35 protein-coding genes are annotated in these 24,520 nt (G+C 55.0%); 7 read left to right on the forward strand and 28 right to left on the reverse strand.

From position 1 onward, the window contains the following. Positions 1-26 precede the first annotated feature (26 nt). The 6 genes from ACA065_RS27385 (at position 27) to ACA065_RS27410 (ending at position 5,100) form a co-directional block, all read left to right on the forward strand. Positions 27-935 (forward strand): LysR family transcriptional regulator, encoded by a 909-nt coding sequence (locus ACA065_RS27385; RefSeq protein WP_497692313.1) that lies wholly within the window; start codon positions 27-29, stop codon positions 933-935. 552 nt (positions 936-1,487) lie between these two features. After that, positions 1,488-2,048: a class I SAM-dependent methyltransferase gene (locus tag ACA065_RS27390; RefSeq protein WP_497692314.1), complete on the forward strand. Its 561-nt coding sequence runs from the start codon at positions 1,488-1,490 to the stop codon at positions 2,046-2,048. Continuing rightward, on the forward strand, positions 2,045-3,124 hold the full coding sequence (locus tag ACA065_RS27395; protein ID WP_497692315.1) for a hypothetical protein: 1,080 nt from the start codon (positions 2,045-2,047) through the stop codon (positions 3,122-3,124). The genes ACA065_RS27390 and ACA065_RS27395 overlap by 4 nt, the downstream gene beginning before the upstream one ends. Then, a complete protein-coding gene (locus ACA065_RS27400) occupies positions 3,121-3,654 on the forward strand; it encodes an LOG family protein (RefSeq protein ID WP_497692316.1) in 534 nt (177 codons plus the stop codon). The genes ACA065_RS27395 and ACA065_RS27400 overlap by 4 nt, the downstream gene beginning before the upstream one ends. 74 nt (positions 3,655-3,728) lie before the next feature. Then, positions 3,729-4,544 (forward strand): DMT family transporter, encoded by an 816-nt coding sequence (locus ACA065_RS27405; RefSeq protein WP_497692317.1) that lies wholly within the window; start codon positions 3,729-3,731, stop codon positions 4,542-4,544. After that, positions 4,519-5,100: a non-canonical purine NTP pyrophosphatase gene (locus ACA065_RS27410; protein WP_497692318.1), complete on the forward strand. Its 582-nt coding sequence runs from the start codon at positions 4,519-4,521 to the stop codon at positions 5,098-5,100. The genes ACA065_RS27405 and ACA065_RS27410 overlap by 26 nt, the downstream gene beginning before the upstream one ends. A 339-nt stretch (positions 5,101-5,439) precedes the next feature. On the opposite strand, the gene ACA065_RS27415 is transcribed toward ACA065_RS27410, so the two are convergent. Together ACA065_RS27415 and ACA065_RS27420 are read right to left on the reverse strand one after the other, a co-directional pair. Next, positions 5,440-5,967 (reverse strand): single-stranded DNA-binding protein, encoded by a 528-nt coding sequence (locus ACA065_RS27415; protein WP_010467282.1) that lies wholly within the window; start codon positions 5,965-5,967, stop codon positions 5,440-5,442. A gap of 9 nt (positions 5,968-5,976) precedes the next feature. Then, the gene (locus tag ACA065_RS27420; RefSeq protein ID WP_497692319.1) at positions 5,977-7,371 is read right to left on the reverse strand and encodes an MFS transporter; all 1,395 of its coding nucleotides are present in this window, start codon (positions 7,369-7,371) and stop codon (positions 5,977-5,979) included. Between the two features lie 178 nt (positions 7,372-7,549). On the opposite strand from ACA065_RS27420, the gene uvrA reads away from it, so the two are divergent. Continuing rightward, positions 7,550-10,384 carry an excinuclease ABC subunit UvrA gene (gene uvrA, locus ACA065_RS27425; RefSeq protein ID WP_497692320.1) on the forward strand — a complete coding sequence of 945 codons (2,835 nt, stop codon included), beginning with the start codon at positions 7,550-7,552 and terminating at the stop codon, positions 10,382-10,384. Between the two features lie 65 nt (positions 10,385-10,449). Here uvrA and bfr read toward each other — a convergent pair whose 3' ends face one another. From bfr to rplB, 26 genes are all read right to left on the reverse strand, one after another. Beyond that, a complete protein-coding gene (gene bfr / locus ACA065_RS27430) occupies positions 10,450-10,914 on the reverse strand; it encodes a bacterioferritin (protein ID WP_003176400.1) in 465 nt (154 codons plus the stop codon). 155 nt (positions 10,915-11,069) lie between these two features. Further along, positions 11,070-12,518, reverse strand: a complete 1,449-nt coding sequence (locus ACA065_RS27435; RefSeq protein ID WP_497692321.1) for a catalase — start codon at positions 12,516-12,518, stop codon at positions 11,070-11,072. Between the two features lie 245 nt (positions 12,519-12,763). After that, positions 12,764-13,150, reverse strand: coding sequence for a 50S ribosomal protein L17 (gene rplQ, locus ACA065_RS27440; protein WP_017135967.1), 387 nt, complete (start codon positions 13,148-13,150; stop codon positions 12,764-12,766). A gap of 41 nt (positions 13,151-13,191) precedes the next feature. Further along, complete coding sequence (locus ACA065_RS27445; protein WP_003176403.1) at positions 13,192-14,193, reverse strand: DNA-directed RNA polymerase subunit alpha; 1,002 nt, start codon at positions 14,191-14,193, stop codon at positions 13,192-13,194. 22 nt (positions 14,194-14,215) lie between these two features. Next, positions 14,216-14,836 (reverse strand): 30S ribosomal protein S4, encoded by a 621-nt coding sequence (gene rpsD / locus ACA065_RS27450; protein WP_003210056.1) that lies wholly within the window; start codon positions 14,834-14,836, stop codon positions 14,216-14,218. 18 nt (positions 14,837-14,854) lie between these two features. Then, positions 14,855-15,244, reverse strand: coding sequence for a 30S ribosomal protein S11 (rpsK, locus tag ACA065_RS27455; protein WP_002555466.1), 390 nt, complete (start codon positions 15,242-15,244; stop codon positions 14,855-14,857). A gap of 30 nt (positions 15,245-15,274) precedes the next feature. Continuing rightward, positions 15,275-15,631, reverse strand: a complete 357-nt coding sequence (gene rpsM, locus ACA065_RS27460) for a 30S ribosomal protein S13 (RefSeq protein ID WP_003210063.1) — start codon at positions 15,629-15,631, stop codon at positions 15,275-15,277. A gap of 129 nt (positions 15,632-15,760) precedes the next feature. Next, positions 15,761-15,877 carry a 50S ribosomal protein L36 gene (gene rpmJ / locus ACA065_RS27465; RefSeq protein ID WP_002555468.1) on the reverse strand — a complete coding sequence of 39 codons (117 nt, stop codon included), beginning with the start codon at positions 15,875-15,877 and terminating at the stop codon, positions 15,761-15,763. A 27-nt stretch (positions 15,878-15,904) separates the two neighbouring features. Beyond that, positions 15,905-17,233, reverse strand: coding sequence for a preprotein translocase subunit SecY (secY, locus tag ACA065_RS27470; RefSeq protein WP_094950471.1), 1,329 nt, complete (start codon positions 17,231-17,233; stop codon positions 15,905-15,907). Further along, entirely contained in the window at positions 17,234-17,671 is a 438-nt protein-coding gene (gene rplO, locus ACA065_RS27475; RefSeq protein ID WP_003176407.1) for a 50S ribosomal protein L15, read from the reverse strand. Positions 17,672-17,674: 3 nt separating this feature from the next. After that, a complete protein-coding gene (gene rpmD / locus ACA065_RS27480) occupies positions 17,675-17,851 on the reverse strand; it encodes a 50S ribosomal protein L30 (protein WP_003176408.1) in 177 nt (58 codons plus the stop codon). Between the two features lie 2 nt (positions 17,852-17,853). After that, a complete protein-coding gene (gene rpsE / locus ACA065_RS27485) occupies positions 17,854-18,354 on the reverse strand; it encodes a 30S ribosomal protein S5 (RefSeq protein WP_003176409.1) in 501 nt (166 codons plus the stop codon). Between the two features lie 3 nt (positions 18,355-18,357). Further along, on the reverse strand, positions 18,358-18,708 hold the full coding sequence (gene rplR, locus ACA065_RS27490; protein WP_015886135.1) for a 50S ribosomal protein L18: 351 nt from the start codon (positions 18,706-18,708) through the stop codon (positions 18,358-18,360). A 10-nt stretch (positions 18,709-18,718) separates the two neighbouring features. Further along, positions 18,719-19,252, reverse strand: a complete 534-nt coding sequence (gene rplF, locus ACA065_RS27495; RefSeq protein WP_003176412.1) for a 50S ribosomal protein L6 — start codon at positions 19,250-19,252, stop codon at positions 18,719-18,721. A gap of 12 nt (positions 19,253-19,264) precedes the next feature. After that, entirely contained in the window at positions 19,265-19,657 is a 393-nt protein-coding gene (gene rpsH, locus ACA065_RS27500) for a 30S ribosomal protein S8 (RefSeq protein ID WP_010566853.1), read from the reverse strand. 208 nt (positions 19,658-19,865) lie between these two features. Then, positions 19,866-20,171 carry a 30S ribosomal protein S14 gene (gene rpsN / locus ACA065_RS27505; RefSeq protein ID WP_003176414.1) on the reverse strand — a complete coding sequence of 102 codons (306 nt, stop codon included), beginning with the start codon at positions 20,169-20,171 and terminating at the stop codon, positions 19,866-19,868. A gap of 13 nt (positions 20,172-20,184) precedes the next feature. Next, positions 20,185-20,724 carry a 50S ribosomal protein L5 gene (gene rplE, locus ACA065_RS27510; RefSeq protein ID WP_003176415.1) on the reverse strand — a complete coding sequence of 180 codons (540 nt, stop codon included), beginning with the start codon at positions 20,722-20,724 and terminating at the stop codon, positions 20,185-20,187. A gap of 20 nt (positions 20,725-20,744) precedes the next feature. Continuing rightward, a complete protein-coding gene (rplX, locus tag ACA065_RS27515) occupies positions 20,745-21,059 on the reverse strand; it encodes a 50S ribosomal protein L24 (protein WP_003176416.1) in 315 nt (104 codons plus the stop codon). 11 nt (positions 21,060-21,070) lie between these two features. Next, positions 21,071-21,439, reverse strand: a complete 369-nt coding sequence (gene rplN / locus ACA065_RS27520; protein WP_002555479.1) for a 50S ribosomal protein L14 — start codon at positions 21,437-21,439, stop codon at positions 21,071-21,073. Positions 21,440-21,462: 23 nt separating this feature from the next. Further along, on the reverse strand, positions 21,463-21,729 hold the full coding sequence (gene rpsQ, locus ACA065_RS27525) for a 30S ribosomal protein S17 (protein ID WP_003176419.1): 267 nt from the start codon (positions 21,727-21,729) through the stop codon (positions 21,463-21,465). Between the two features lie 2 nt (positions 21,730-21,731). Then, entirely contained in the window at positions 21,732-21,923 is a 192-nt protein-coding gene (gene rpmC / locus ACA065_RS27530) for a 50S ribosomal protein L29 (RefSeq protein ID WP_002555481.1), read from the reverse strand. After that, positions 21,923-22,336, reverse strand: coding sequence for a 50S ribosomal protein L16 (gene rplP / locus ACA065_RS27535; RefSeq protein ID WP_003232424.1), 414 nt, complete (start codon positions 22,334-22,336; stop codon positions 21,923-21,925). The genes rpmC and rplP overlap by 1 nt, the downstream gene beginning before the upstream one ends. A 12-nt stretch (positions 22,337-22,348) precedes the next feature. Further along, the gene (gene rpsC / locus ACA065_RS27540; protein WP_003176422.1) at positions 22,349-23,035 is read right to left on the reverse strand and encodes a 30S ribosomal protein S3; all 687 of its coding nucleotides are present in this window, start codon (positions 23,033-23,035) and stop codon (positions 22,349-22,351) included. Between the two features lie 13 nt (positions 23,036-23,048). Further along, entirely contained in the window at positions 23,049-23,381 is a 333-nt protein-coding gene (rplV, locus tag ACA065_RS27545) for a 50S ribosomal protein L22 (RefSeq protein ID WP_003103908.1), read from the reverse strand. An 11-nt stretch (positions 23,382-23,392) separates the two neighbouring features. Then, positions 23,393-23,668, reverse strand: a complete 276-nt coding sequence (rpsS, locus tag ACA065_RS27550) for a 30S ribosomal protein S19 (protein WP_003232420.1) — start codon at positions 23,666-23,668, stop codon at positions 23,393-23,395. A 16-nt stretch (positions 23,669-23,684) separates the two neighbouring features. Continuing rightward, positions 23,685-24,509 carry a 50S ribosomal protein L2 gene (gene rplB, locus ACA065_RS27555; protein ID WP_003210080.1) on the reverse strand — a complete coding sequence of 275 codons (825 nt, stop codon included), beginning with the start codon at positions 24,507-24,509 and terminating at the stop codon, positions 23,685-23,687. Between the last annotated feature and the right edge of the window lie 11 nt (positions 24,510-24,520).

A 24,520-nucleotide genomic window follows, 5' to 3' on the forward strand; every position in this document is an offset into this window, starting at 1 on the left:
ACCTCCCATACCTTGAAAGTATCCCTATGCTGGAGCTTCGCCAACTCAAAGCCTTTGTCGCAATTGCCGAGGAAGGCTACATCACCCGTGCAGCGCAACGCTTGGGGATGCAGCAACCGCCGCTGACTCGGCTGTTGCAAAGCCTTGAGGCAGAATTGGGCGTGGTGTTGATGGAGCGCCTGCCCCGTGGCGTGCGCCCCACCACTGCCGGGTTGGCCTTGTTGGACGAGGCACGCAACATTCTCGCCCACGTTGAAGGGGTAGCCGACGTGGTGCGCCGTGCCGCGCGTGGTGAGCGTGGCCGCTTAGCCATCGGCTTCACCAGCTCTGCGGCGCTGCACCCGTTCGTGCCCAGCGTGTTGCGGCTGTTTCGCGAAACCTTTGTGGGTATCTCGGTTGTACTGGAGGAAGCGGGGACTGGCGAGCTGCTGGACGCGCTGGCGCATGAAAAACTCGATGCGGCGTTTATCCGCTCGCCGCTCAGTGGCTCTCAATCGTTGCAGGACCAACCTATTTTGGTGGAGCCGATGCTGCTGGCGCTGCCTACCGATCACCCGTTGGCCATCGACGCCCAATCTCCCCTGCCATTGGCTGCCTTGGCAACCGAAGCGTTTGTGCTTTACCGCCGTCGCGTAGGCTTGGGGTTGTATGACGCGATTCTGGTGGCCTGCCGTGAAGCGGGGTTCAGCCCGCAGGTGGTCCAGGAGGCGCCACGCATGACCGCGACACTGAGCCTGGTGGCGGCGGGCCTTGGGGTGTCCATTGTGCCGGCGTCCATGCAGAGGTTGCGCGGCGACGGTATTGTTTATCGCACGCTCACGGAGTGTCGCAGCCTGGTAGCACCGCTGCATTTGGCAACGCGCATCGGTGACGGCTCAGCGGTATTGCAGCGGTTCAAGGAAATGGTGGTGACCGCGGCGGCGGCGGAGGCTTGATCCGGGGCAATAACTCCCCCGGGGCGAGGGCCATCGGGGGTTTTGCGCGTTCCAAGCCTGGGACCTTAGAACGCAAGTGACTACCACGCAAAAGAAACCTCGACCGCTACACTTTCAGCACGGGCCGTATACTCTTTCTGGAGTAGCCATAAACCGATTTAAGGGAAACATCTCAGTCCGGCTCAACGGATAGGGTTTGTCGCGAGCGTCTACGTCGACAGACAGCAATGCCGACTAAGAGTCGATAACCATAGAGCGCAGACGGTCGAGCTAAGCATCTGAATGCTATAAGATTTCTAGCATTCGTGGATATTTAAAATAAAAAATTATTGCGCTATATATATTGACGACTAGTCTTTAAGGAAACAAATGCATTAAGGAAGGCATGTTAGTTTCCAAAAAGAAAATTTTAATAGCATCTACAACAAGCCCTCGCCAGAACCCTATATCGAGTCATTAAAAAGATACAACTACCGTCAGCCAGACTTTGTCTATGATGCTCTCCTTGCCAAGGTTGATTCCATACTTCTTGAACGAGGAGAATGCCAGGTCGTGGATGTGGCCTGCAGTTACGGATTCAATGGACGAATTATAAAAAACGAAATGCCCTATGACTCTTTTTTGCAGAAATGTCTGACGCCTACTGTTAAAAAAGCAACTGTCATTGGTACGGACATTTCAAGCAATGCACTTGATTACGCTCTAAAGCATCACTATATCGACCATGTGATTTGTCAGGACCTAGAGAACTCTTGCCTCACCCCTGAGCACACCGAACTACTGCGCGGGACCGATCTTGTCATTGCTTCAGGGGCCTTCAGTTATGTCGGCATGCCAACCCTGAAGCAAATTTATGCTTCCCCGGCAAATACGGCAGATTTTATGGGATGGCCCGTTTGCAGCTACGACAAGACGGAGTTGATGGATTTTCTGAACGGTCTATTTCATAAAGTAGAAGTCAGTGCGGCAGTGTCTCCCATGAGAACGTTCACCTGTCAGCAGGAGAAGGAAACTTTCCTGTGCGCCGTGAATGTACACAATCCTGAATATATGGAGCAGCTTGAAGATCACCTGTGTGTCTTTCAAGTTACTGCAAGCGGGAGAAGGTCATGAGTAAATTGCTGCCCCCGATTGGCATCAGTCATACCGCCCAGACGATCGAAGATCTCTATGCGCATAAACTTGATGGCAAGGCAAAAGTCATATTTCACCCCGCCGCTCAACCGAACAGCTTTCCCCACTTGGGCACGGTCACCTCGCTTATAAGTACATTTGCGCTTGCCAGAAAGCTTGAAGATACGCTGGGCGTGAGCACCGAGATTTTATTCTGGGAACTGGAAAATGCGCCAGGCGAGCACCACACTATAAAGGGTGACGCTTATTACCGTACGTTGGCGAACACGCTTTCTGCGGAAGGAGAGTCTGCCTCGGAAAAACACCTGGTGGAATTTCGCTATTTACTGAACATATTTTCGGGTTTTTCAGGAATACCCGTTAAAACCTGGAGCTACGGCGAGTTCCAAGCTGTACCTGAAATAAGACGGATAATTCTGGATCTGATTGCCATGGAGGACGAACTCGCACCGTTACTTTGTCCTTCAGAGCGCAAGTTCAAGGTTCGTTTTGCGTGTCCCGTGTGTCATCTTTCCAATAAAAAGGGAGGGGTATTTGCAGGGGCGGCAAGCGACGGGGGACGGCACTACGAGTGCTTCTGCCCTAATCACGGGGCTTATGGCGGTACACTGTCTGAATATAACAAGGATTTGTTTGATATCAATACACCGGTCAGGGCGTTGGCCCGCGAGATTTACTATATCCACAAAATGGACAGCGAAAACGGCCAGAACATGATGAGCGACGGGGCGGATTGGGTCCAGTATGCGACCATCAATATGGAGGCGCTCCTTCGCTTTGGCATTGCTCTGGATAAACATCCTGCGCGTTTTTTCTCTCCGGTCATTCTGGACGAATCGGGGGCGAAACTGGCCAAGTCTGCGCAGATCGGATCTGGACGGTACGATCACCTCCCCAGGCACAATGTCGATTCCACATGGCTTCGGCGCACGTTTGGCGACTCTATCCATAAAACGCTCTGGGACGAAGTGTCCAGTTGGCAACATGATTCCCGAAGTCTTTTTCGAAGCTATACCGTAGGGTATTTTGAAGCGTTGCTGGGGGAGACGGTATGAATGTCTGTGTTTTCTGCAGTTCTGGTGAAGGTCGATCCCCTGTATATGCCTCAGTCGCATTGGAAACGGGAGCGCAACTGGCTTTGCGGGGCGATACCGTCGTTCATGGCGGAGCCATGGGTGGGCTGATGGGAAAGCTGACAGAGGGGGCTCGCCGCCATGGAGGACGAGTGATCGGAATTACCTCCCCTGAAGTGAGGCATGTCGAATTAGCCTCCAGCAACGTTCAGGAAGTCATTGAAACGCAGACACTCTCAGAGAGAAAGATAAAAATGATGGAGTTGGCCGATGAGTTCGTTATTTTGCCTGGAGGGTTTGGTACGCTGGATGAAACCTGCGAGATCATCACGCGCAAACAGCTCGGCCTGGCATCACAGCCAATAAGCTTTATTAACGTCAACGGCTATTGGGAGCATTTTTTAGCTTTTATAGAAGTTGCTGAGACAGAGGATATGATTATCACAACGGGGCGCGATACCTTTAGAGTCTATGCCTCACTTGAAGATTACCTGCATGCTGCCCCTCATTGAGTACCTTAGGGAAAAGCGCGCTGATCCTGCTATTGGGATTGCTATGGGCCTCAGAGTCCGTGCTCGGAAAGATATTGCTTGAGGGCAATGCTTCCGTATTTGAGTTCCCATTGATATTGAATATAGGGACTGTGATAGCGCTCACTTCACTGATGCTGGTGACCCGATTCAGACGAACCCTGTTGACCTGGAATAAAGGGCAGTTTGGCTGGATGCTGGGGGTTGCGCTGAGCTTGGTCTTCATCCCTTATTGCGTGCTTTACCTGTCCTTGCGTGTTATGTCACCGGCTGAAACGTCTCTGATTACCAGCCTGACCCCCATGTTCTCCATACTCATCGGCGCTGTGCTGTTTCGTGTCAGCGTCAATGCCAAGTCAGTACTGGCGATCATGCTTGGGATAACGGGCGTAATGTTAATGATTGTTCCGCGACTGGATGGAAGTGCAGGCAAGGCGGACTTGATCGTGTACGGGCTGATGTTGATAGTGCCTTTGTCGTATGCGGTCAGTGGTTATTTAGTTAAAAAGTGCTCGAGCATGGGCACCTCTTATCTACAGTTACTATTCATCACCAACCTGGTGTCGGGTCTGCTTTTTCTATCTCTGAACGGGGGGTTACCGGTTTTGACAGGAGGTGAAAGCATCGCGCTTTATATGGGGGGAATTTTGATTAATATAGCGGCAATAGCGTTAATGCTATTCATCTCAGGCAGAATGAGCCCGGCCACTCTCAGCTTTTCAAATTATTCCACTTTGATGTTTTCCTTTATTTTGTCGATGCTTGTTTTTTCTCAAGCATTGTCAGCCGCCTTGATGGTCGCTGTCGTATTGATTGTAATTAGCTCTGTTCTCATTCAGGAGAAAAATGATGCTGGGGTTTGTGACCAGTAATGCACGCAAGTTTTCAGAGGCCTTTCAGACGTTCGAACATGAAGGGATACCCATAAAGCAGGTATTCATTGACGTTCCCGAGATACAGGCGTCCTCTGCCGATGAGGTCTGCCGGGCCAAAGCCCGTTTTGCAGCGACGCAATTTTCTGGAGCCTTCTTTATTGAAGACAGCAGTTTTCACATTCAGGCGCTCAATGGCTTTCCTGGGGTGTATGCACGTTATGTGTTGGAGACCCTAGGTGTTGAAGGGGTGCTGGCTCTCTTGAAAGGTATAACGTCAAGAGCGTGTTATTTCCACAGTTGCATAATCTATCATGACGCATCGGGTGAGCAACATGAGTTCAACTTTGTGCGAGAAGGTCTATATGTGACCACCCGTGTTGAGCAAGGGACTGCAGGCTGGTCGGATTTATGGCGGATCATAGGTATTACAGAGAGGGGTAATCATTACTCACGGCTCGATGCAGTGACACAAAAGCAACTGGACAAAGAGTGGCGTGAAGACAACACCTTCATCAGGCTTATCGCGCATATAAAAGACAGCCGTCACGCTTGATGTATAGGCGCTTCAATAATGCCTATACACAGTCATACGCTGAAAAATGAGTCGAAAGCGACTTATGCCGAATTGCGGACGCCCCTTTCCCGCATCAGGCCCACGTACCTCAACTGTGCGACTCGCTGTGCATTTCAGCTTCGAGAACGATAAGTCGCCCACCATTTGAGGACTTAGCCCTGCGCGCCGAAGGTTTCACGGCGCACGCCTATCTTTAGGTATCTACGTGGCACCTGACCTAAGGAGCCTGCTCGAGATATTTTTTACACGCGTAGAAATGCAAAGCCCCCGCAGTGCGGGGGCTTTGGGGCTAAATTCTACAAAAAGGTCTAATGTAGGTTAGAACGGAATATCGTCATCAAAGCTGTCGAAATCCGGAGCCGGCTGTGGAGCGGCCTGCTGTGGAGGCGGCGCCTGACGCGACTGTTGCGGTGCCGACTGCTGCGGGCGCGGAGCTTGCTGGCGTGGGGCCGGAGCGGACTGCTGGTAGTTGTTGCCCCCGCCTTGTTGGTCGCCCTGCTGTGGGCGGCCGCCGAGCAGTTGCATGGTGCCTTGCATGTCGACCACGATTTCAGTGGTGTAACGCTTGATGCCGTCTTTTTCCCACTCGCGGGTTTGCAGTTTGCCTTCGATGTAGACCTGCGAACCTTTGCGCAGGTACTCACCCGCGATCTCTGCAACCTTGCCGAACATCGACACACGGTGCCATTCGGTTTTCTCGACCTTCTGGCCAGTCTGCTTGTCGGTCCACTGCTCGCTGGTCGCCAGACTCAGGTTGGTCACGGCATTACCGTTAGGCAAGTAGCGAACTTCGGGATCCTGGCCGCAAGTACCGACCAATATGACTTTGTTAACCCCACGGGCCATAACGTTCTCCTAGGCTGGGCGCGCTGTCGGCACTGGGTTGACCAGTTGCTCGAGCGTCGCGCGATCCAATAATTCGGTGTCCAATTTGATGTAAATGGCCGCCTCTTCAGCGACCACAACTGCATCTGTTACCCCTACGACGGCCTTCAGACGCTCTACCAGACCGCTTTCACGGATCGCCTCAGGCGATAGCGGCAAACGCAGGCTTGTGACGTAGGGAGGTTCGCGCATGGTAACAGCAAAGGCCAGCCAAAGTGCAGCCAGCCCGGCGCATCCGAGGAACACAACCGACAACCCGCCGTGCTGAAACATCCAGCCCCCCATGATGCCGCCCAGCGCAGAGCCGAGGAACTGGCTTGTGGAATACACCCCCATCGCCGTGCCTTTGCCACCGGCCGGTGAAACTTTACTGATCAGCGAAGGCAACGAGGCCTCCAGCAGGTTGAACGCGGTGAAGAACACCACCGTGCCGATTACCAGCGCCCGCAGGCTGTCGCCGAACTCCCAGAAGAATAGCTCAGTGAGCATCAGCGTCGCGACGGCGCCGAGCAAAACTCGTTTCATTTTGCGTTTCTTCTCGCCGTAGATGATGAACGGGATCATGGCGAAGAACGAGATCAACAAGGCTGTCAGGTAGACCCACCAGTGCTGCTCCTTGGGCAGGCCGGCTTTTTCGACCAGTGCCAGGGGCAGCGCGACGAAGCTGCACATCAGCATCGCGTGCAATACGAAGATACCTAAATCCAGGCGCAGCAGGTCCGGGTGCTTGAGGGTCGGCAGTAACGCCTTGCGCGCGACGCCGGACTCACGGTGCGCCAAGGTGCCGGTGGAACGCGGCACCATGAAGGCCACGATCACGATGCCGAACAACGCCATGCCGCCCGTGGCCAGGAATAACCCGTGCAAACCAAAGGCGCGCGTTAGCAATGGGCCCACCACCATGGCCACCGCGAACGAGAGGCCGATGGTCATGCCGATCATGGCCATGGCCTTGGTGCGGTGTTGCTCGCGGGTCAGGTCCGAAAGCAGCGCCATGACGGCGGCGGAAATCGCGCCGGCGCCCTGCAGAACGCGCCCGGCGATTACGCCCCAGATCGAATCGGACTGCGCCGCGAGCACACTGCCCAGGGCGAACACAATGAGCCCCAGGTAAATCACTGGCCGACGGCCAATACGGTCGGAAATGATCCCGAACGGAATCTGAAACAGCGCCTGGGTCAGGCCATAGGCGCCAATCGCCAGGCCGATCAGGGCGGGGGTTGCCCCTGCGAGATCCATTCCATAGGTCGCCAGCACCGGCAACACCATAAACATGCCAAGCATACGGAAGGCGAACACCAGGGCCAGACCGCTTGCCGCTCGGGTCTCGCCGCTACTCATGCGTTCGCTGTGGGGATCGTGCATGGAAAAACCTCGTGTGAACCGGCGGCGATTCTACCAGTCCCATCGATTGAGAGGGTATATGCGGCGCTTTGCCGCGCAGCTTTCATGTAAGGCTGCACCCGGCACTTTGACAGTGTATATTCATCCAGTCTTTAGCCGTATACTCCTGCATTATTTACGCCCGCCGTGCGAGGCCATCTTGGACAAGATCCTGATTCGTGGGGCTAGAACCCACAACCTGAAGAACATCGACCTGACCCTGCCCCGGGACAAACTGATCGTCATCACCGGGCTGTCCGGCTCCGGCAAATCGTCCCTGGCGTTCGACACGCTGTATGCCGAAGGTCAGCGCCGCTATGTGGAATCGCTGTCGGCCTATGCCCGGCAATTTCTGTCGATGATGGAAAAGCCTGACGTCGACACCATTGAAGGCTTGTCGCCCGCTATTTCCATCGAGCAGAAATCGACCTCCCACAACCCACGCTCCACCGTGGGCACCATTACCGAAATCTACGACTACCTGCGCCTGCTGTATGCGCGCGTGGGTATTCCGCGCTGCCCGGACCACGATATTCCCCTGGAAGCCCAGACCGTCAGCCAGATGGTCGACCTGGTGCTGACCCAGCCGGAAGGCGCCAAGCTGATGCTGCTGGCGCCGGTGATTCGTGAACGTAAAGGCGAACATCTTTCGGTTTTCGAAGAGTTGCGTGCGCAAGGTTTTGTGCGCGCACGCATCAACGGCAAGCTTTATGAGCTGGATGAAGCGCCGAAGCTCGACAAGCAGAAGAAGCACTCCATTGATGTGGTGGTCGACCGCTTCAAGGTACGCGCCGACTTGCAGCAGCGTCTGGCCGAATCGTTCGAGACCGCGCTGAAGCTGGCGGATGGTATTGCGCTGGTTGCGCCAATGGATGACGAGCCGGGTGAAGAGATCATCTTCTCCGCGCGCTTTGCCTGCCCGATCTGTGGCCATGCGATCAGCGAGCTCGAACCCAAGTTGTTTTCCTTCAACAACCCGGCGGGTGCCTGCCCGACCTGTGACGGGCTGGGGGTTAAACAATTCTTCGACATCAAGCGCCTGGTTAACGGTGACCTGACTCTGGCGGAGGGTGCGATACGTGGCTGGGACAGGCGTAACGTCTACTACTTCCAGATGTTGGGGTCGTTGGCGTCGCACTATAAATTCAGCCTGGAAGTGCCGTTCAACCAACTGCCGGCCGAGCAGCAGAAGGTCATCCTGCACGGCAGCGGCTCGCAGAACGTCGACTTCAAATACCTGAACGACCGTGGCGATATCGTCAAACGCTCGCACCCATTCGAAGGCATCGTGCCGAACCTGGAACGTCGCTACCGCGAGACCGAGTCGGCGAGCGTGCGCGAAGAACTGGCCAAATTCCTCAGCACTCAGCCTTGCCCGGATTGCCGGGGCACTCGCCTGCGTCGCGAAGCGCGGCATGTGTGGGTGGGTGAGAAGACGTTGCCGGCAGTGACCAACCTGCCGATCGGTGACGCCTGTGAATATTTTGGTGTGCTCAAGCTGACCGGCCGCCGCGGGGAAATTGCCGACAAGATCCTCAAGGAGATCCGCGAGCGCCTGCAGTTCCTGGTTAACGTCGGCCTGGATTACCTGTCGCTGGATCGCAGCGCCGACACTCTGTCGGGCGGTGAAGCTCAGCGGATCCGTTTGGCCAGCCAGATCGGTGCCGGTCTCGTGGGCGTTTTGTACATCCTCGATGAGCCGTCGATTGGCTTGCACCAACGCGACAATGACCGCCTCCTGGGCACGCTGAAGCACCTGCGGGATATCGGCAACACGGTGATCGTGGTCGAGCACGATGAAGACGCGATTCGCCTGGCGGATTACGTCGTCGACATTGGCCCGGGCGCGGGTGTGCACGGTGGGCATATTGTTGCCGAGGGCACACCTGCCGAAGTTATGGCTCACCCGGACTCGTTGACCGGTAAGTACCTGTCGGGGCGCGTGAAGATTGCAGTGCCGGCCAAGCGTACGCCACGCAACAAGAAGATGGCGTTGCACCTCAAGGGCGCGCGCGGCAACAATTTGCGTAATGTCGACCTGGAAATCCCTCTGGGCTTGTTGACCTGTGTGACAGGTGTATCCGGCTCGGGCAAGTCGACGCTGATCAACAACACACTGTTCCCACTGAGTGCCACCGCCTTGAACGGCGCGACCACCCTGGAAGCGGCTGCTCACGACAGCATCAAGGGCCTTGAGCACCTGGATAAAGTCGTCGACATCGACCAAAGCCCGATTGGCCGTACACCGCGCTCCAACCCGGCGACCTATACCGGGTTGTTCACGCCTATTCGCGAACTGTTTGCCGGCGTGCCGGAATCCCGCTCGCGCGGTTATGGGCCTGGGCGGTTCTCGTTCAACGTCAAGGGCGGGCGCTGCGAAGCGTGCCAGGGCGATGGCTTGATCAAGGTAGAGATGCACTTCCTGCCGGACATCTACGTGCCGTGCGATGTGTGCAAGAGCAAGCGTTATAACCGCGAAACGCTCGAGATCAAGTACAAGGGCAAGAGCATCCATGAAACCCTCGAGATGACCATCGAGGAAGCGCGGGTGTTCTTCGACGCGGTTCCAGCGTTGGCGCGCAAGCTGCAAACGTTGATGGATGTGGGCTTGTCGTACATCAAGCTGGGGCAATCGGCGACTACCTTGTCCGGCGGCGAGGCGCAGCGGGTGAAGTTGTCTCGCGAGCTGTCCAAGCGTGATACCGGCAAGACCTTGTACATCCTTGATGAGCCGACCACGGGCCTGCACTTTGCCGACATTCAGCAATTGCTGGACGTGCTGCACCGCTTGCGAGACCACGGCAACACAGTGGTGGTCATTGAGCACAACCTGGATGTGATCAAGACCGCCGACTGGTTGGTGGACCTGGGGCCGGAAGGCGGCTCCAAGGGCGGCCAGATTATTGCGGTGGGCACGCCGGAGCAGGTCTGCGAAATGCCGCAGTCGCATACCGGTTACTACTTGAAGCCATTATTGGCACGCGATAAAGCCTGATTTATCGGGCTCATGAAAAAGCCCCTGTCACGTTGCGGTGACAGGGGCTTTTTTGTAGCCGGGGATCAGAACTGCGATTGCAGGTAATTCTCCAGGCCGATCAGCTTGATCAGGCCCAACTGCTTTTCCAGCCAGTAGGTGTGATCTTCTTCGGTGTCATTCAACTGCACCCGGAGGATTTCGCGGGTTACATAGTCGTTGTGCTGCTCACAGAGCTCGATGCCCTTGCAGAGTGCGGCACGCACCTTGTATTCGAGCCGAAGATCGGCTGCGAGCATGTCAGGCACCGTGGTGCCCACATCCAGGTCGTCGGGACGCATGCGCGGCGTGCCTTCGAGCATCAGGATACGGCGCATCAACGCGTCGGCGTGCTGTGCCTCTTCTTCCATTTCGTGATTAATACGTTCATAGAGCTCGGTAAAGCCCCAGTCTTCGTACATACGCGAATGGATGAAATATTGGTCACGAGCTGCCAGTTCGCCCGTCAGCAACGTGTTGAGGTAATCGATTACGTCGGGGTGACCTTGCATCGCCCTACATCTCCCTGCTTGAAAGTCTGTAGTTTGAACCATCACGAGCCGGAGGTCACGAGACGAGCGGCAGAAAACCGAAGTTTTTCTGAGAAAAGTAGCGGAAATAACGCAAAAACCGCCCAAATGAGGGCGGTTCTGCTTCTCGTTTAGAGTCAGCTAAGCGTTACGCCCAGCGCAGTTGCAATGCCTTGCCCGTAAGCAGGGTCAGCTTTGAAGAAGTGCTGCAGCTGGCGCTGCACCACATCGCTGCTGACCCCGGCCATAGCGCCGGCAATGTTGCTGATCAGCAGGGCCTTCTGCCCGGCATCCATCAAGCGGAACAGCGCACCTGCGTGGCTGTAGTAATCGGTATCTTCGCGATGATCGTAGCGATCAGCTGCACCGCTAAGCGCCAGCGCAGGCTCTACGTATTGCGGTGCCTGCTTGGGCGCGTCAGCGTAGCTGTTTGGCTCGTAATTGGGCGCAGCCCCGCCGTTACTCCCGAAGGCCATCGAACCGTCACGCTGATAGCTGTTCACCGGGCTAAGTGGAGCATTCACCCGCAACTGCTGGTGGTTAGTGCCTACACGGTAGCGGTGCGCATCGGCGTAAGCGAATACGCGGCCTTGCAGCATGCGGTCTGGCGACAGACCTACACCAGGAACCATGTTGCTTGGTCCAAACGCGGCTTGCTCAACTTCGGCGAAGTAGTTCTGCGGGTTGCGGTTAAGCTCCAGCTCGCCGACTTCGATCAAAGGAAACTCTTGCTGCGACCAGGTCTTGGTAACGTCGAAGGGGTTCTCATAATGCGCGGCAGCCTGGGCCTCGGTCATGATCTGGATGTTGACACTCCATTTCGGGAAGTCGCCGCGCTCAATCGCACCGAACAAGTCACGCTGAGCGTAATCTGGGTCTGTACCGGCCAGGCGCGCTGCCTCAGCGGGTGCCAGGTTCTTGATGCCTTGCTTGGTCTTGTAGTGCCACTTGACCCAATGACGTTCGCCCCTGTCGTTGATCAAACTGTAGGTGTGACTGCCGAAGCCATGCATGTGACGGTAGCCGTCAGGAATGCCTCGATCCGAAAAGAGGATAGTGACTTGGTGCAGCGCCTCCGGGGAGTGCGACCAGAAGTCCCACATCATCTGCCCGCTCTTCAGGTTGCTTTGCGGCAGGCGCTTTTGGGTGTGGATAAAGTCCGGGAATTTCAGCGGGTCACGGATGAAGAACACTGGCGTGTTGTTACCCACGATGTCCCAGTTACCTTCTTCGGTATAGAACTTCAGCGCGAAGCCGCGTGGGTCACGCTCGGTATCAGCCGAACCGCGCTCGCCGCCTACCGTGGAGAATCGCAGGAAGGTCGGGGTTTGTTTGCCGACAGATTCGAACAGCTTGGCGCTGGTGTACTGAGTGATATCTCGGCTCACGGTAAACGTGCCGTAAGCACCCGAACCTTTGGCATGCACACGACGTTCCGGGATATTTTCACGGTTGAAGTGCGCGAGCTTCTCGATCAGGTGAAAGTCGTCGAGCAGCAATGGGCCTCGTGGGCCGGCAGTGCGGGAGTTCTGGTTGTCGGCGACAGGCGCACCGCTGGCGGTGGTAAGGATTTTGTTCTGGCTCATGCTCAATCTTCCTCAGGTCAGACTTGGAACTGCCGGCTAATCGGCTTGGAGGGAGTATCGACCATCAAGATGACGCCATCAAATGCATTAAATCATGGACTTTGATAGAGAATAACTAATACACCAGCGCAGCAGATAGTTATGGGTTTCGTAGAGAAGGCAGTGAAGCGAAGAATATAGTTGGGTTTTCTAACGCCCACAAAAAACCGGGCACTAGGCCCGGTTCTTCGTTGCAGCTTGTCGTTTTACTCGGCGCTTACAGCTTCGCCGGCAGTAGCACGATCAACCAACTCGACGTACGCCATAGGCGCGTTGTCGCCAGTGCGGAAGCCGCACTTGAGGATGCGCAGGTAGCCACCCTCACGGGTAGCGTAACGCTTGCCCAGGTCGTTGAAGAGCTTACCAACGATAGCTTTCGAACGAGTACGGTCGAAAACCAAACGGCGGTTAGCCAGGCTGTCTGTCTTGGCCAAAGTGATCAGCGGCTCAGCAACGCGACGCAGTTCTTTAGCTTTCGGCAGTGTAGTTTTGATCAGCTCGTGCTCGAACAGCGACACCGCCATGTTTTGAAACATGGCCTTGCGGTGCGAGCTGGTACGGCTCAGGTGACGACCACTTTTACGATGACGCATGGTTCATTCCTTACCAAACTCACGTTCGGTGATTACGACGATCAGGCAGTCGCCTTGTCGTCCTTCTTAAGACTTGCAGGCGGCCAGTTGTCGAGGCGCATGCCGAGGGACAGACCGCGGGAGGCCAGAACGTCCTTGATTTCAGTCAAGGATTTCTTGCCCAGGTTCGGAGTCTTCAACAGTTCTACTTCGGTACGCTGAATCAGGTCGCCGATGTAGTAAATGTTTTCCGCCTTAAGGCAGTTAGCCGAACGTACAGTCAGTTCCAGATCGTCAACCGGGCGAAGCAGGATCGGATCGATCTCGTCTTCCTGCTCGATTACCACTGGTTCGCTGTCACCTTTGAGGTCGACGAACGCAGCCAACTGCTGTTGCAGAATGGTTGCAGCGCGGCGGATAGCCTCTTCAGGATCCAGAGTACCGTTGGTTTCCAGATCAATAACCAGCTTGTCCAGGTTAGTACGCTGTTCGACACGGGCGTTTTCCACCACGTATGCGATACGGCGAACCGGGCTGAACGAAGAGTCAAGCTGCAAGCGACCAATGCTGCGGCTTTCGTCTTCATCGCTCTGACGCGAGTCGGCCGGTTCATAACCACGACCACGAGCTACGGTGAGCTTCATGTTCAGGGCGCCGTTAGACGCCAGGTTAGCGATTACGTGATCGGGGTTAACGATCTCGACATCATGATCCAGCTGAATATCGGCAGCGGTAACCACCCCCGAACCCTTCTTCGACAAGGTCAGCGTAACTTCGTCACGGCCGTGCAGCTTGATAGCCAGACCTTTAAGGTTCAACAGGATTTCAATTACGTCTTCCTGTACACCTTCGATGGCGCTGTACTCGTGGAGCACACCGTCAATCTCGGCCTCGACTACTGCACAGCCGGGCATTGAGGACAACAGGATGCGGCGCAGCGCGTTGCCCAGGGTGTGGCCAAAACCACGCTCGAGAGGCTCGAGAGTGATCTTGGCGCGGGTTGGACTGACAACCTGCACATCAATGTGGCGGGGTGTCAGGAACTCATTTACCGAAATCTGCATGGATGCACCTATTTTCTAGCCCTTACTTGGAGTAGAGCTCGACAATCAGGCTTTCGTTGATGTCGGCGGACAGATCACTGCGAGCAGGAACGTTCTTGAAAACGCCCGACTTCTTCTCAGTGTCTACTTCTACCCATTCTACGCGGCCACGTTGGGCACACAGATCGAGAGCTTGGACAATGCGAAGTTGGTTTTTTGCTTTCTCGCGAATCGCGACCACGTCACCAGCACGAACCTGGTAGGACGGTACGTTAACGGTTTGGCCGTTTACGCTGACGGATTTGTGCGATACCAGCTGACGGGATTCGGCGCGAGTCGAACCAAAGCCCATACGGTATACAACGTTGTCCAAACGGCATTCGAGCAGTTGCAGCAGGTTTTCACCGGTTGCACCTTTTTTGCCAGCAGCTTCTTTGTAGTAGCCGCTGAACTGACGCTCGAGAACGCCGTAGATACGACGGACCTTCTGCTTTTCACGCAGTTGGGTGCCGTAATCGGACTGGCGACCGCGGCGTTGGCCGTGGATACCAGGTGCTGCTTCAATGTTGCACTTCGATTCGATCGCGCGCACGCCGCTCTTCAGGAAGAGATCGGTGCCTTCGCGACGAGCGAGTTTGCATTTTGGACCAATGTAACGAGCCATTCTTTACAATCTCCTGGATTACACGCGGCGCTTCTTCGGCGGACGGCACCCGTTGTGCGGGATTGGCGTCACGTCGGTGATGCTGGCGATCTTATAGCCACAGCCGTTCAAAGCACGGACAGCAGACTCACGACCTGGACCTGGACCTTTGACGTTGACGTCGAGGTTTTTCAGGCCGTATTCCAGCGCAGCTTGACCAGCACGTTCAGCAGCTACTTGAGCAGCAAACGGCGTGGACTTGCGGGAACCGCGGAAACCCGAACCACCAGAGGTAGCCCAAGACAGCGCGTTACCTTGACGGTCGGTGATGGTCACGATTGTGTTGTTAAAAGAAGCATGGATGTGGGCGATGCCATCAACCACTGTCTTTTTAACTTTTTTACGAGGACGAGCAGCAGGTTTTGCCATGATAATTTTCCTGTCGATTCGCGTGGGCGATTACTTGCGGATCGGCTTACGCGGACCTTTACGGGTACGCGCGTTAGTCTTGGTACGCTGACCGCGTACTGGAAGACCACGACGATGACGCAGACCACGGTAGCAACCGAGGTCCATCAAACGCTTGATTTTCATGTTGATTTCGCGACGCAGGTCACCTTCAGTGGTGAACTTCGCCACTTCGCCACGCAACAGCTCAATCTGCTCGTCGCTCAGATCTTTGATCTTTGCGGCTGGGTTTACCCCAGTGTCTGCGCAAATTTTCTGCGCAGTAGTGCGACCAACACCATAGATGTAGGTCAGCGAGATAACAGTGTGCTTGTTATCTGGAATGTTAACGCCTGCAATACGGGCCATTCAGTGGGACTCCAATTGACAGCTACCTACGCCCCGGAAGCCAAGAAATAGGGCGCGAGATAATATCGCTGTAATAACAAATAATCAACCCGGCAGCGCACTAGCTGCCGGGCTTCAAGCGGATCACACTCAGCCTTGGCGCTGTTTGTGACGCGGTTCCGCGCTGCAAATTACTCGAACAACACCTTCGCGGCGAATAATCTTGCAGTTACGGCACAGCTTTTTCACCGATGCACGAACTTTCATCACCAACTCCTCGAACCTTATGGGTACTCAGCGCAACATGCCGCTGCCGTAACCCTTCAGGTTGGCTTTCTTCATCAGGGATTCGTACTGGTGCGAAACGAGGTGCGATTGTACTTGGGACATGAAGTCCATCACAACCACGACCACGATCAGCAACGAGGTCCCGCCAAGGTAGAACGGAACGTTTGCTGCAACCACCAGGAACTGGGGCAACAAGCATACGGCCGTCATATATAGAGCACCGAACAGGGTCAAACGCGTCAGAACGCCATCAATGTAGCGTGCCGACTGCTCACCTGGACGGATACCCGGAATAAAGGCACCGGACTTCTTCAGGTTTTCCGCTACGTCTTTCGGATTGAACATCAACGCCGTATAGAAGAAGCAGAAGAAAATAATCCCTGCACTAAACAGCAGAATATTCAACGGCTGACCAGGAGCGATCGACTGAGAGAGGTCCTGCAGCCAGCCCATGTTTTCAGACTGACCAAACCAGGTACCCAACGAAGCCGGAAACAGCAATATGCTGCTCGCGAAAATTGCCGGAATAACACCGGCCATATTCACTTTCAGCGGCAAGTGGCTAGTCTGCGCAGCGAAGACCTTACGGCCCTGCTGACGCTTGGCGTAGTGAACAGCAATACGACGCTGGCCACGCTCAATGAACACCACAAAACCGATAATCGCTACTGCCAGCAAACCGATAGCAACCAAGGCGAAGATATTGATATCACCCTGACGCGCAGACTCGAAAGACTGCCCAATTGCTCTCGGAAGACCGGCGACGATACCTGCGAAAATCAACATCGAGATACCGTTACCAACACCACGCTCAGTAATCTGCTCACCCAGCCACATCATGAACATCGCACCAGCCACAAAAGTGGATACCGCGACGAAATAGAAGCCAAAGTCAACAGTGAACGCAATCCCCTGCCCCGCCAAGCCAACGGACATGCCGATAGCTTGAACCAGGGCGAGGACGACAGTGCCGTAGCGGGTGTACTGGCTAATCTTGCGACGGCCAGCTTCACCTTCCTTCTTCAACTGCTCCAACTGCGGGCTGACGGCGGTCATCAATTGCATGATGATCGATGCCGAAATGTACGGCATGATCCCCAGTGCAAAGATGCTCATCCGTTCCAGCGCGCCGCCGGAAAACATGTTGAACAAGCTAAGAATGGTCCCCTCATTCTGTCGAAACAGGTCTGCGAGTCGGTCCGGGTTGATACCTGGAACCGGGATGTGTGCGCCTATTCGGTAGACGATAATCGCCAGGAACAGAAAACGCAGACGAGCCCAAAGTTCAGACATACCGCCTTTGCCGAGCGCTGAGAGAGCACCTTGCTTAGCCATTTATTCCTCGAACTTGCCGCCAGCTGCTTCGATAGCCGAACGCGCACCTTTGGTGGCGCCGATTCCCTTGCCGATAGTGACAGCGCGAGTCACTTCACCGGACAGCATGATTTTCACACGCTGTACGTTGACGTTGATCACGTTGGCATCTTTCAGGGTCTGCACAGTAACGATGTCGCCTTCCACTTTAGCCAGCTCGGACAAACGCACTTCTGCGCGGTCCATGGCTTTCAGGGATACGAAACCGAACTTAGGCAGGCGACGATGCAGCGGCTGTTGACCGCCTTCAAAGCCTGGAGCGATGGTGCCACCGGAGCGGGAGGTTTGACCTTTGTGGCCACGGCCACCAGTCTTACCCAAACCGCTACCGATACCACGGCCCGGACGATGCTTTTCGCGACGGGAACCCGGCGCTGGACTCAGATCATTGAGTTTCATCGATTAACCCTCTACACGCAGCATGTAGTAAGCCTTGTTGATCATCCCGCGATTCTCGGGAGTATCCTGGACTTCTACAGTGTGACCGATGCGACGCAGACCCAAACCTTTAACGCACAGTTTGTGGTTAGGGATGCGGCCGGTCATGCTTTTGATCAGCGTTACTTTAACGGTAGCCATGATCAGAAGATCTCCTTGACAGTCAGACCACGCTTGGCAGCGATGGACTCAGGAGATTGCATAGCTTTCAAACCTTTAAAAGTGGCGTGAACCACGTTTACCGGGTTAGTCGAGCCGTAGCACTTGGCCAGAACGTTCTGAACGCCAGCAACTTCGAGGACAGCACGCATAGCGCCGCCAGCGATGATACCGGTACCTTCAGAAGCAGGCTGCATGTACACCTTCGAAGCGCCGTGAGCGGACTTCATTGCGTACTGCAGCGTGGTGCCGTTCAGATCAACTTGGATCATGTTGCGACGAGCAGCTTCCATTGCCTTCTGGATCGCAGCAGGCACTTCACGTGACTTGCCACGGCCGAAGCCAACACGCCCTTTACCATCACCCACCACGGTCAACGCGGTGAAAGTGAAGATACGGCCGCCTTTAACGGTTTTGGCTACGCGGTTAACTTGAACCAGCTTCTCAATGTAGCCTTCGTCGCGCTTTTGGTCGTTATTTGACATAACTTAGAACTCCAGCCCAGCTTCACGAGCAGCATCAGCCAGCGCTTTAACGCGGCCGTGGTACTTGAAGCCAGAGCGGTCGAAAGCCACTTGCGAGACGCCAGCGGCCTTAGCACGCGTAGCGACCAGCTGGCCAACCTTTGTGGCCGCGTCGATGTTGCCAGTGGCACCATCACGCAGTTCTTTATCCAAAGTCGAGGCGCTTGCCAGGACTTTGTTGCCGTCGGCCGAGATGACCTGGGCGTAGATGTGCTGCGACGAGCGATACACGCAGAGACGCACGACTTCGAGCTCGTGCATTTTCAGGCGTGCTTTGCGAGCGCGACGCAGTCGAGTAACTTTTTTGTCGGTCATTTGCTATGCCCTACTTCTTCTTGGCTTCTTTACGACGGACGACTTCGTCCGCGTAGCGCACACCTTTGCCTTTGTACGGCTCTGGTGGACGGAAGTCGCGGATCTCAGCGGCCACCTGACCTACCAGCTGCTTATCGATGCCCTTGATCAGGATATCGGTTTGGCTAGGGGTCTCAGCGGTGATGCCTTCCGGCAGTTCGTAATCCACTGGGTGCGAGAAGCCAAGGGCAAGGTTCAAAACCGTGCCTTTTGCTTGCGCTTTGTAACCAACACCGACCAGCTGGAGCTTGCGCTCGAAGCCTTGGCTTACGCCTTGGACCATGTTGTTTACCAACGCACGCGTGGTACCGGCCATTGCGCGAGTTTGTTGATCGCCATTGCGAGCAGCGAAACGCAGCTCACCAGCTTCTTCAACGATCTCAACGGACGAATGGATGTTCAGTTCAAGAGTGCCCTTGGCACCCTTCACCGAAAGCTGTTGGCCTGCGAATTTGACTTCGACACCGGCTGGCAGCTTAACGGGGTTCTTAGCGACGCGAGACATGCTTATCCCCCCTTAGAACACAGTGCAAAGAACTTCGCCGCCGACACCGGCAGCGCGCGCAGCACGATCCGTCATCACACCTTTGTTGGTGGAGACGATAGACACGCCCAGACCGCCACGAACTTTCGGCAGATCTTCAGCGGACTTGTACTGACGCAGGCCTGGACGGCTAACGCGCTTCACTTCTTCGATGACCGAACGGCCTTCAAAGTACTTCAGCTCGATGGACAGCAGTGGTTTGGTTTCGCTGCTGATCTGATAACCCGCAATGTAGCCTTCGTCTTTCAGGACTTTGGCAACAGCTACCTTCAACTTGGAAGATGGCATGCTTACGACGGACTTTTCAGCCATCTGGGCATTACGGATACGAGTTAGCATGTCCGCTAACGGGTCCTGCATACTCATGGGCTAGACGCTCCTAATACAAAAAAATTAGCCTTGCGGCTACATATGTCACCGAGAATCTCCGAGTATAAAAAACACGGGCTCAGGCGAGCCGCGTATTTTAGACATACTCCAGAAATGAAACAAGCCCCAAAAGGGGCTTGATCCAGATTCAAGGCCACCGGCGGTCAGTATCTTGCGATTCTGCCCACCGGGACGCTGAAAGTACTTACCAGCTAGCTTTAACCAGACCTGGTACGTCACCACGCATTGCCGCTTCACGCAGTTTGTTACGGCCGAGGCCGAACTTGCGGTAAACGCCGTGTGGACGACCGGTCAGGCGGCAGCGGTTACGCATGCGCGAAGCGCTTGCGTCACGTGGCTGCTTCTGCAGAGCAACTGTAGCTTCCCAACGTGCTTCTGGACTTGCGTTCAGATCAACGATGATTGCTTTCAGTGCTGCACGCTTCTTGGCGTACTTGGCAACCGTGAGCTGACGCTTCAGCTCGCGGTTTTTCATGCTCATCTTGGCCATGGTCCTACTCCAATCAGTTGCGGAACGGGAATTTGAAAGCACGCAACAGGGCGCGACCTTCATCATCGTTCTTGGCAGTGGTGGTCAGGGTGATGTCCAGACCGCGGAGAGCATCGATCTTGTCGTAGTCGATTTCCGGGAAGATGATCTGCTCTTTCACGCCCATGCTGTAGTTACCACGACCATCGAAGGACTTGGCATTCAGGCCGCGGAAGTCGCGAACCCGAGGCAGGGAGATCGACAGCAGACGATCCAGGAATTCGTACATACGCTCACGGCGCAGAGTCACTTTGACGCCGATCGGCCAACCTTCACGGACTTTAAAGCCAGCGATGGATTTCCGAGCGTAAGTCACAACGACTTTTTGACCGGTGATCTTTTCCAGGTCAGCAACAGCGTGCTCGATGACTTTTTTATCACCGACCGCTTCGCCCAAACCCATGTTCAGGGTGATTTTGGTAACGCGTGGAACTTCCATCACGTTCGAAAGCTTAAGTTCTTCCTTAAGCTTAGGTGCGATTTCTTTCCAGTAAATCTCTTTTAGTCGTGCCATGGTCTTCTACCTAGCAGTGTTCAAGCATCAACCGCTTTTTGGGTCGACTTGAAGACACGAATTTTCTTGCCGTCTTCTACTTTGAAACCAACGCGATCAGCCTTGTTGGTTTCGCCGTTGAAAATGGCGACGTTAGAAGCGTCCAGCGGAGCTTCTTTTTCGACGATACCGCCTTGTACGCCCGACATCGGGTTAGGCTTGGTATGACGCTTAACCAGGTTCAGACCACCGATAACCAGACGGTTATTGGCGAGAACCTTAAGCACCTTACCGCGCTTACCTTTGTCTTTGCCGGCGATCACGATGATCTCGTCGTCACGACGAATCTTTTGCATGTCGGATCTCCTTACAGCACTTCTGGGGCGAGCGAGACGATCTTCATGAACTTCTCAGTACGAAGTTCACGGGTCACTGGCCCAAAGATACGGGTGCCGATCGGCTCTTGCTTGTTGTTCAGAAGAACAGCAGCGTTGCCATCAAAGCGGATAATGGAGCCATCAGCACGGCGTACGCCGTGACGAGTGCGGACTACAACAGCAGTCATCACTTGGCCTTTTTTCACTTTACCGCGAGGAATTGCTTCCTTCACGGTAACTTTGATGATGTCACCGATACCAGCGTAACGACGATGGGAGCCACCCAGCACCTTGATGCACATAACACGGCGAGCGCCGCTGTTATCGGCCACATCGAGCATGGATTGAGTCTGAATCATATAATTTCTCCGACCCCTAGTCCTTAGACTTCCACAGCGCGTTCGAGAACATCAACCAGCGCCCAAGACTTAGTCTTGGCCAGCGGACGAGTTTCACGAATAGTGACTTTGTCGCCGATGTGGCACTGGTTGGTTTCGTCGTGCGCGTGCAGCTTAGTCGAACGCTTAACATATTTACCGTAGATCGGGTGCTTAACGCGACGCTCGATCAAAACGGTGATGGTTTTGTCCATCTTGTCGCTGACAACACGGCCAGTCAGCGTACGGACAGTCTTTTCGGCTTCAGCCATGATCACTTACCTGCCTGCTGGTTGAGCACAGTCTTCACGCGAGCAATGTCACGCTTAACTTGCGAGAGCAGATGAGACTGCCCCAACTGGCCAGTTGCTTTCTGCATACGCAGATTGAACTGGTCGCGCAGCAGGCCGAGCAGTTGCTCGTTCAGCTGCTGTGCGGATTTTTCACGAAGTTCATTCGCTTTCATCACATCACCGTCCGTTTAACAAAGGCGGTGGCGAGCGGCAGCTTTGCAGCAGCCAGGGCAAAAGCCTCACGCGCCAGCTCTTCAGTTACACCCTCGATTTCATACAGGACTTTGCCTGGCTGAATCTGGGCTACCCAGTATTCCACGTTACCCTTACCTTTACCCATACGAACCTCGAGAGGTTTTTTGGAGATCGGCTTGTCCGGGAATACACGGATCCAGATCTTGCCGCCACGTTTTACGTGACGGGTCAGAGCACGACGCGCTGACTCGATCTGACGAGCGGTGAGACGACCACGAGCTACAGACTTCAGCGCGAACTCGCCGAAGCTGACTTTGCTACCGCGCTGAGCCAGGCCACGGTTGTGACCTGTCATCTGCTTGCGGAACTTCGTACGCTTAGGTTGCAACATTTGGCGTACCCCTTACTTAGCAGCTTTTTTACGAGGCGCTGGTGCTTGTGGTTTCAGTTCTTCTTGGCGACCACCAATTACTTCGCCTTTGAAGATCCAAACCTTTACACCGATCACACCGTAAGTGGTGTGAGCTTCGTAGTTGGCATAGTCGATGTCGGCACGCAGGGTGTGCAGTGGCACACGACCTTCGCGATACCATTCAGTACGTGCGATTTCAGCACCGCCGAGACGACCGCTCACTTGGATTTTGATGCCTTTGGCACCAATGCGCATGGCGTTCTGTACAGCGCGCTTCATAGCGCGACGGAACATTACGCGACGCTCCAGCTGCTGAGCTACGCTCTGCGCAACCAGCATACCGTCGAGCTCCGGCTTGCGGATCTCTTCGATATTGATGTGCACAGGCACACCCATTTGCTTGGTCAGGTCCTGACGCAGTTTCTCAACATCTTCACCTTTCTTCCCGATAACGATACCTGGACGAGCGGTGTGGATGGTGATACGTGCAGTTTGTGCCGGACGATGGATATCGATACGGCTTACGGACGCGCTTTTTAGTTTGTCTTGGAGATACTCACGCACCTTCAGATCAGCGAACAAATAGTCCGCATAAGTCCGACCGTCTGCGTACCAGACGGAGGTGTGCTCCTTGACGATTCCCAGGCGAATGCCAATGGGATGTACTTTCTGACCCATCTCTTCGACTCCGTTACTTGTCAGCAACCTTGACAGTGATATGGCAAGACCGCTTGACGATGCGATCAGCACGGCCTTTGGCACGTGGCATGATGCGCTTCAGCGAACGCCCTTCGTTGACGAAAACGGTGCTGACCTTCAGGTCATCAACGTCTGCGCCTTCGTTATGCTCGGCGTTGGCTACGGCCGACTCCAGCACTTTCTTCATGATCTCGGCGGCTTTCTTACTGCTGAAAGCCAACAGGTTGAGCGCTTCGCCCACCTTCTTCCCGCGGATCTGGTCGGCGACCAAGCGGGCTTTCTGGGCGGAGATTCGAGCGCCCGACAACTTAGCGGCTACTTCCATTTCCTAACCCCTTAACGCTTGGCTTTCTTGTCTGCCACGTGCCCACGATATGTGCGGGTACCGGCAAACTCGCCTAGTTTGTGGCCGACCATGTCTTCGTTCACGAGAACTGGGACGTGCAGGCGACCGTTGTGTACAGCGATGGTCAGACCGACCATTTGTGGCAGGATCATCGAACGACGCGACCAGGTTTTCACCGGCTTGCGATCGTTCTTTTCCGCCGCCACTTCGATCTTCTTCAGTAGGTGAAGATCAATAAAAGGACCTTTTTTCAGAGAACGTGGCACTGTCGTATCCCTCTATTTACTTGCGACGACGGACGATCATTTTGTCGGTACGCTTATTACCACGAGTCTTCGCGCCCTTAGTCGGGAAGCCCCATGGCGATACCGGATGACGACCACCAGAGGTACGACCTTCACCACCACCGTGTGGGTGGTCAACCGGGTTCATGGCAACACCACGAACGGTTGGGCGAACGCCACGCCAGCGTTTGGCACCAGCTTTACCCAGCGAACGCAGGCTGTGCTCGGAGTTCGAGACTTCACCCAGGGTCGCGCGGCATTCAGCCAGCACTTTACGCATCTCACCAGAACGCAGACGCAGGGTCACGTAGACACCTTCACGAGCGATCAGCTGAGCCGAAGCACCAGCGGAACGAGCGATTTGCGCGCCTTTACCTGGCTTCAATTCGATGCCGTGTACGGTGCTACCAACTGGAATGTTACGCAGTTGCAGAGCGTTGCCCGGCTTGATCGGTGCCAAAGCACCTGCGATCAGCTGGTCGCCAGCACTCACGCCTTTAGGGGCGATGATGTAGCGACGCTCGCCATCTGCGTACAGCAGCAGAGCGATGTGAGCAGTACGGTTTGGATCGTATTCGATACGCTCGACAGTGGCAGCGATGCCATCTTTGTCGTTGCGACGGAAGTCGACCAGACGATAATGCTGCTTATGGCCACCACCAATGTGACGAGTGGTAATACGACCATTGTTGTTACGACCACCAGTCTTCGATTTTTTCTCGAGCAGCGGTGCGTGAGGAGCGCCTTTATGCAGCTCCTGGTTGACCACCTTGACCACAAAACGGCGGCCAGGGGAAGTCGGTTTGCATTTAACGATTGCCATGATGCACCCCT

It is taken from the genome of Pseudomonas sp. LBUM1640 (genome assembly GCF_059716225.1).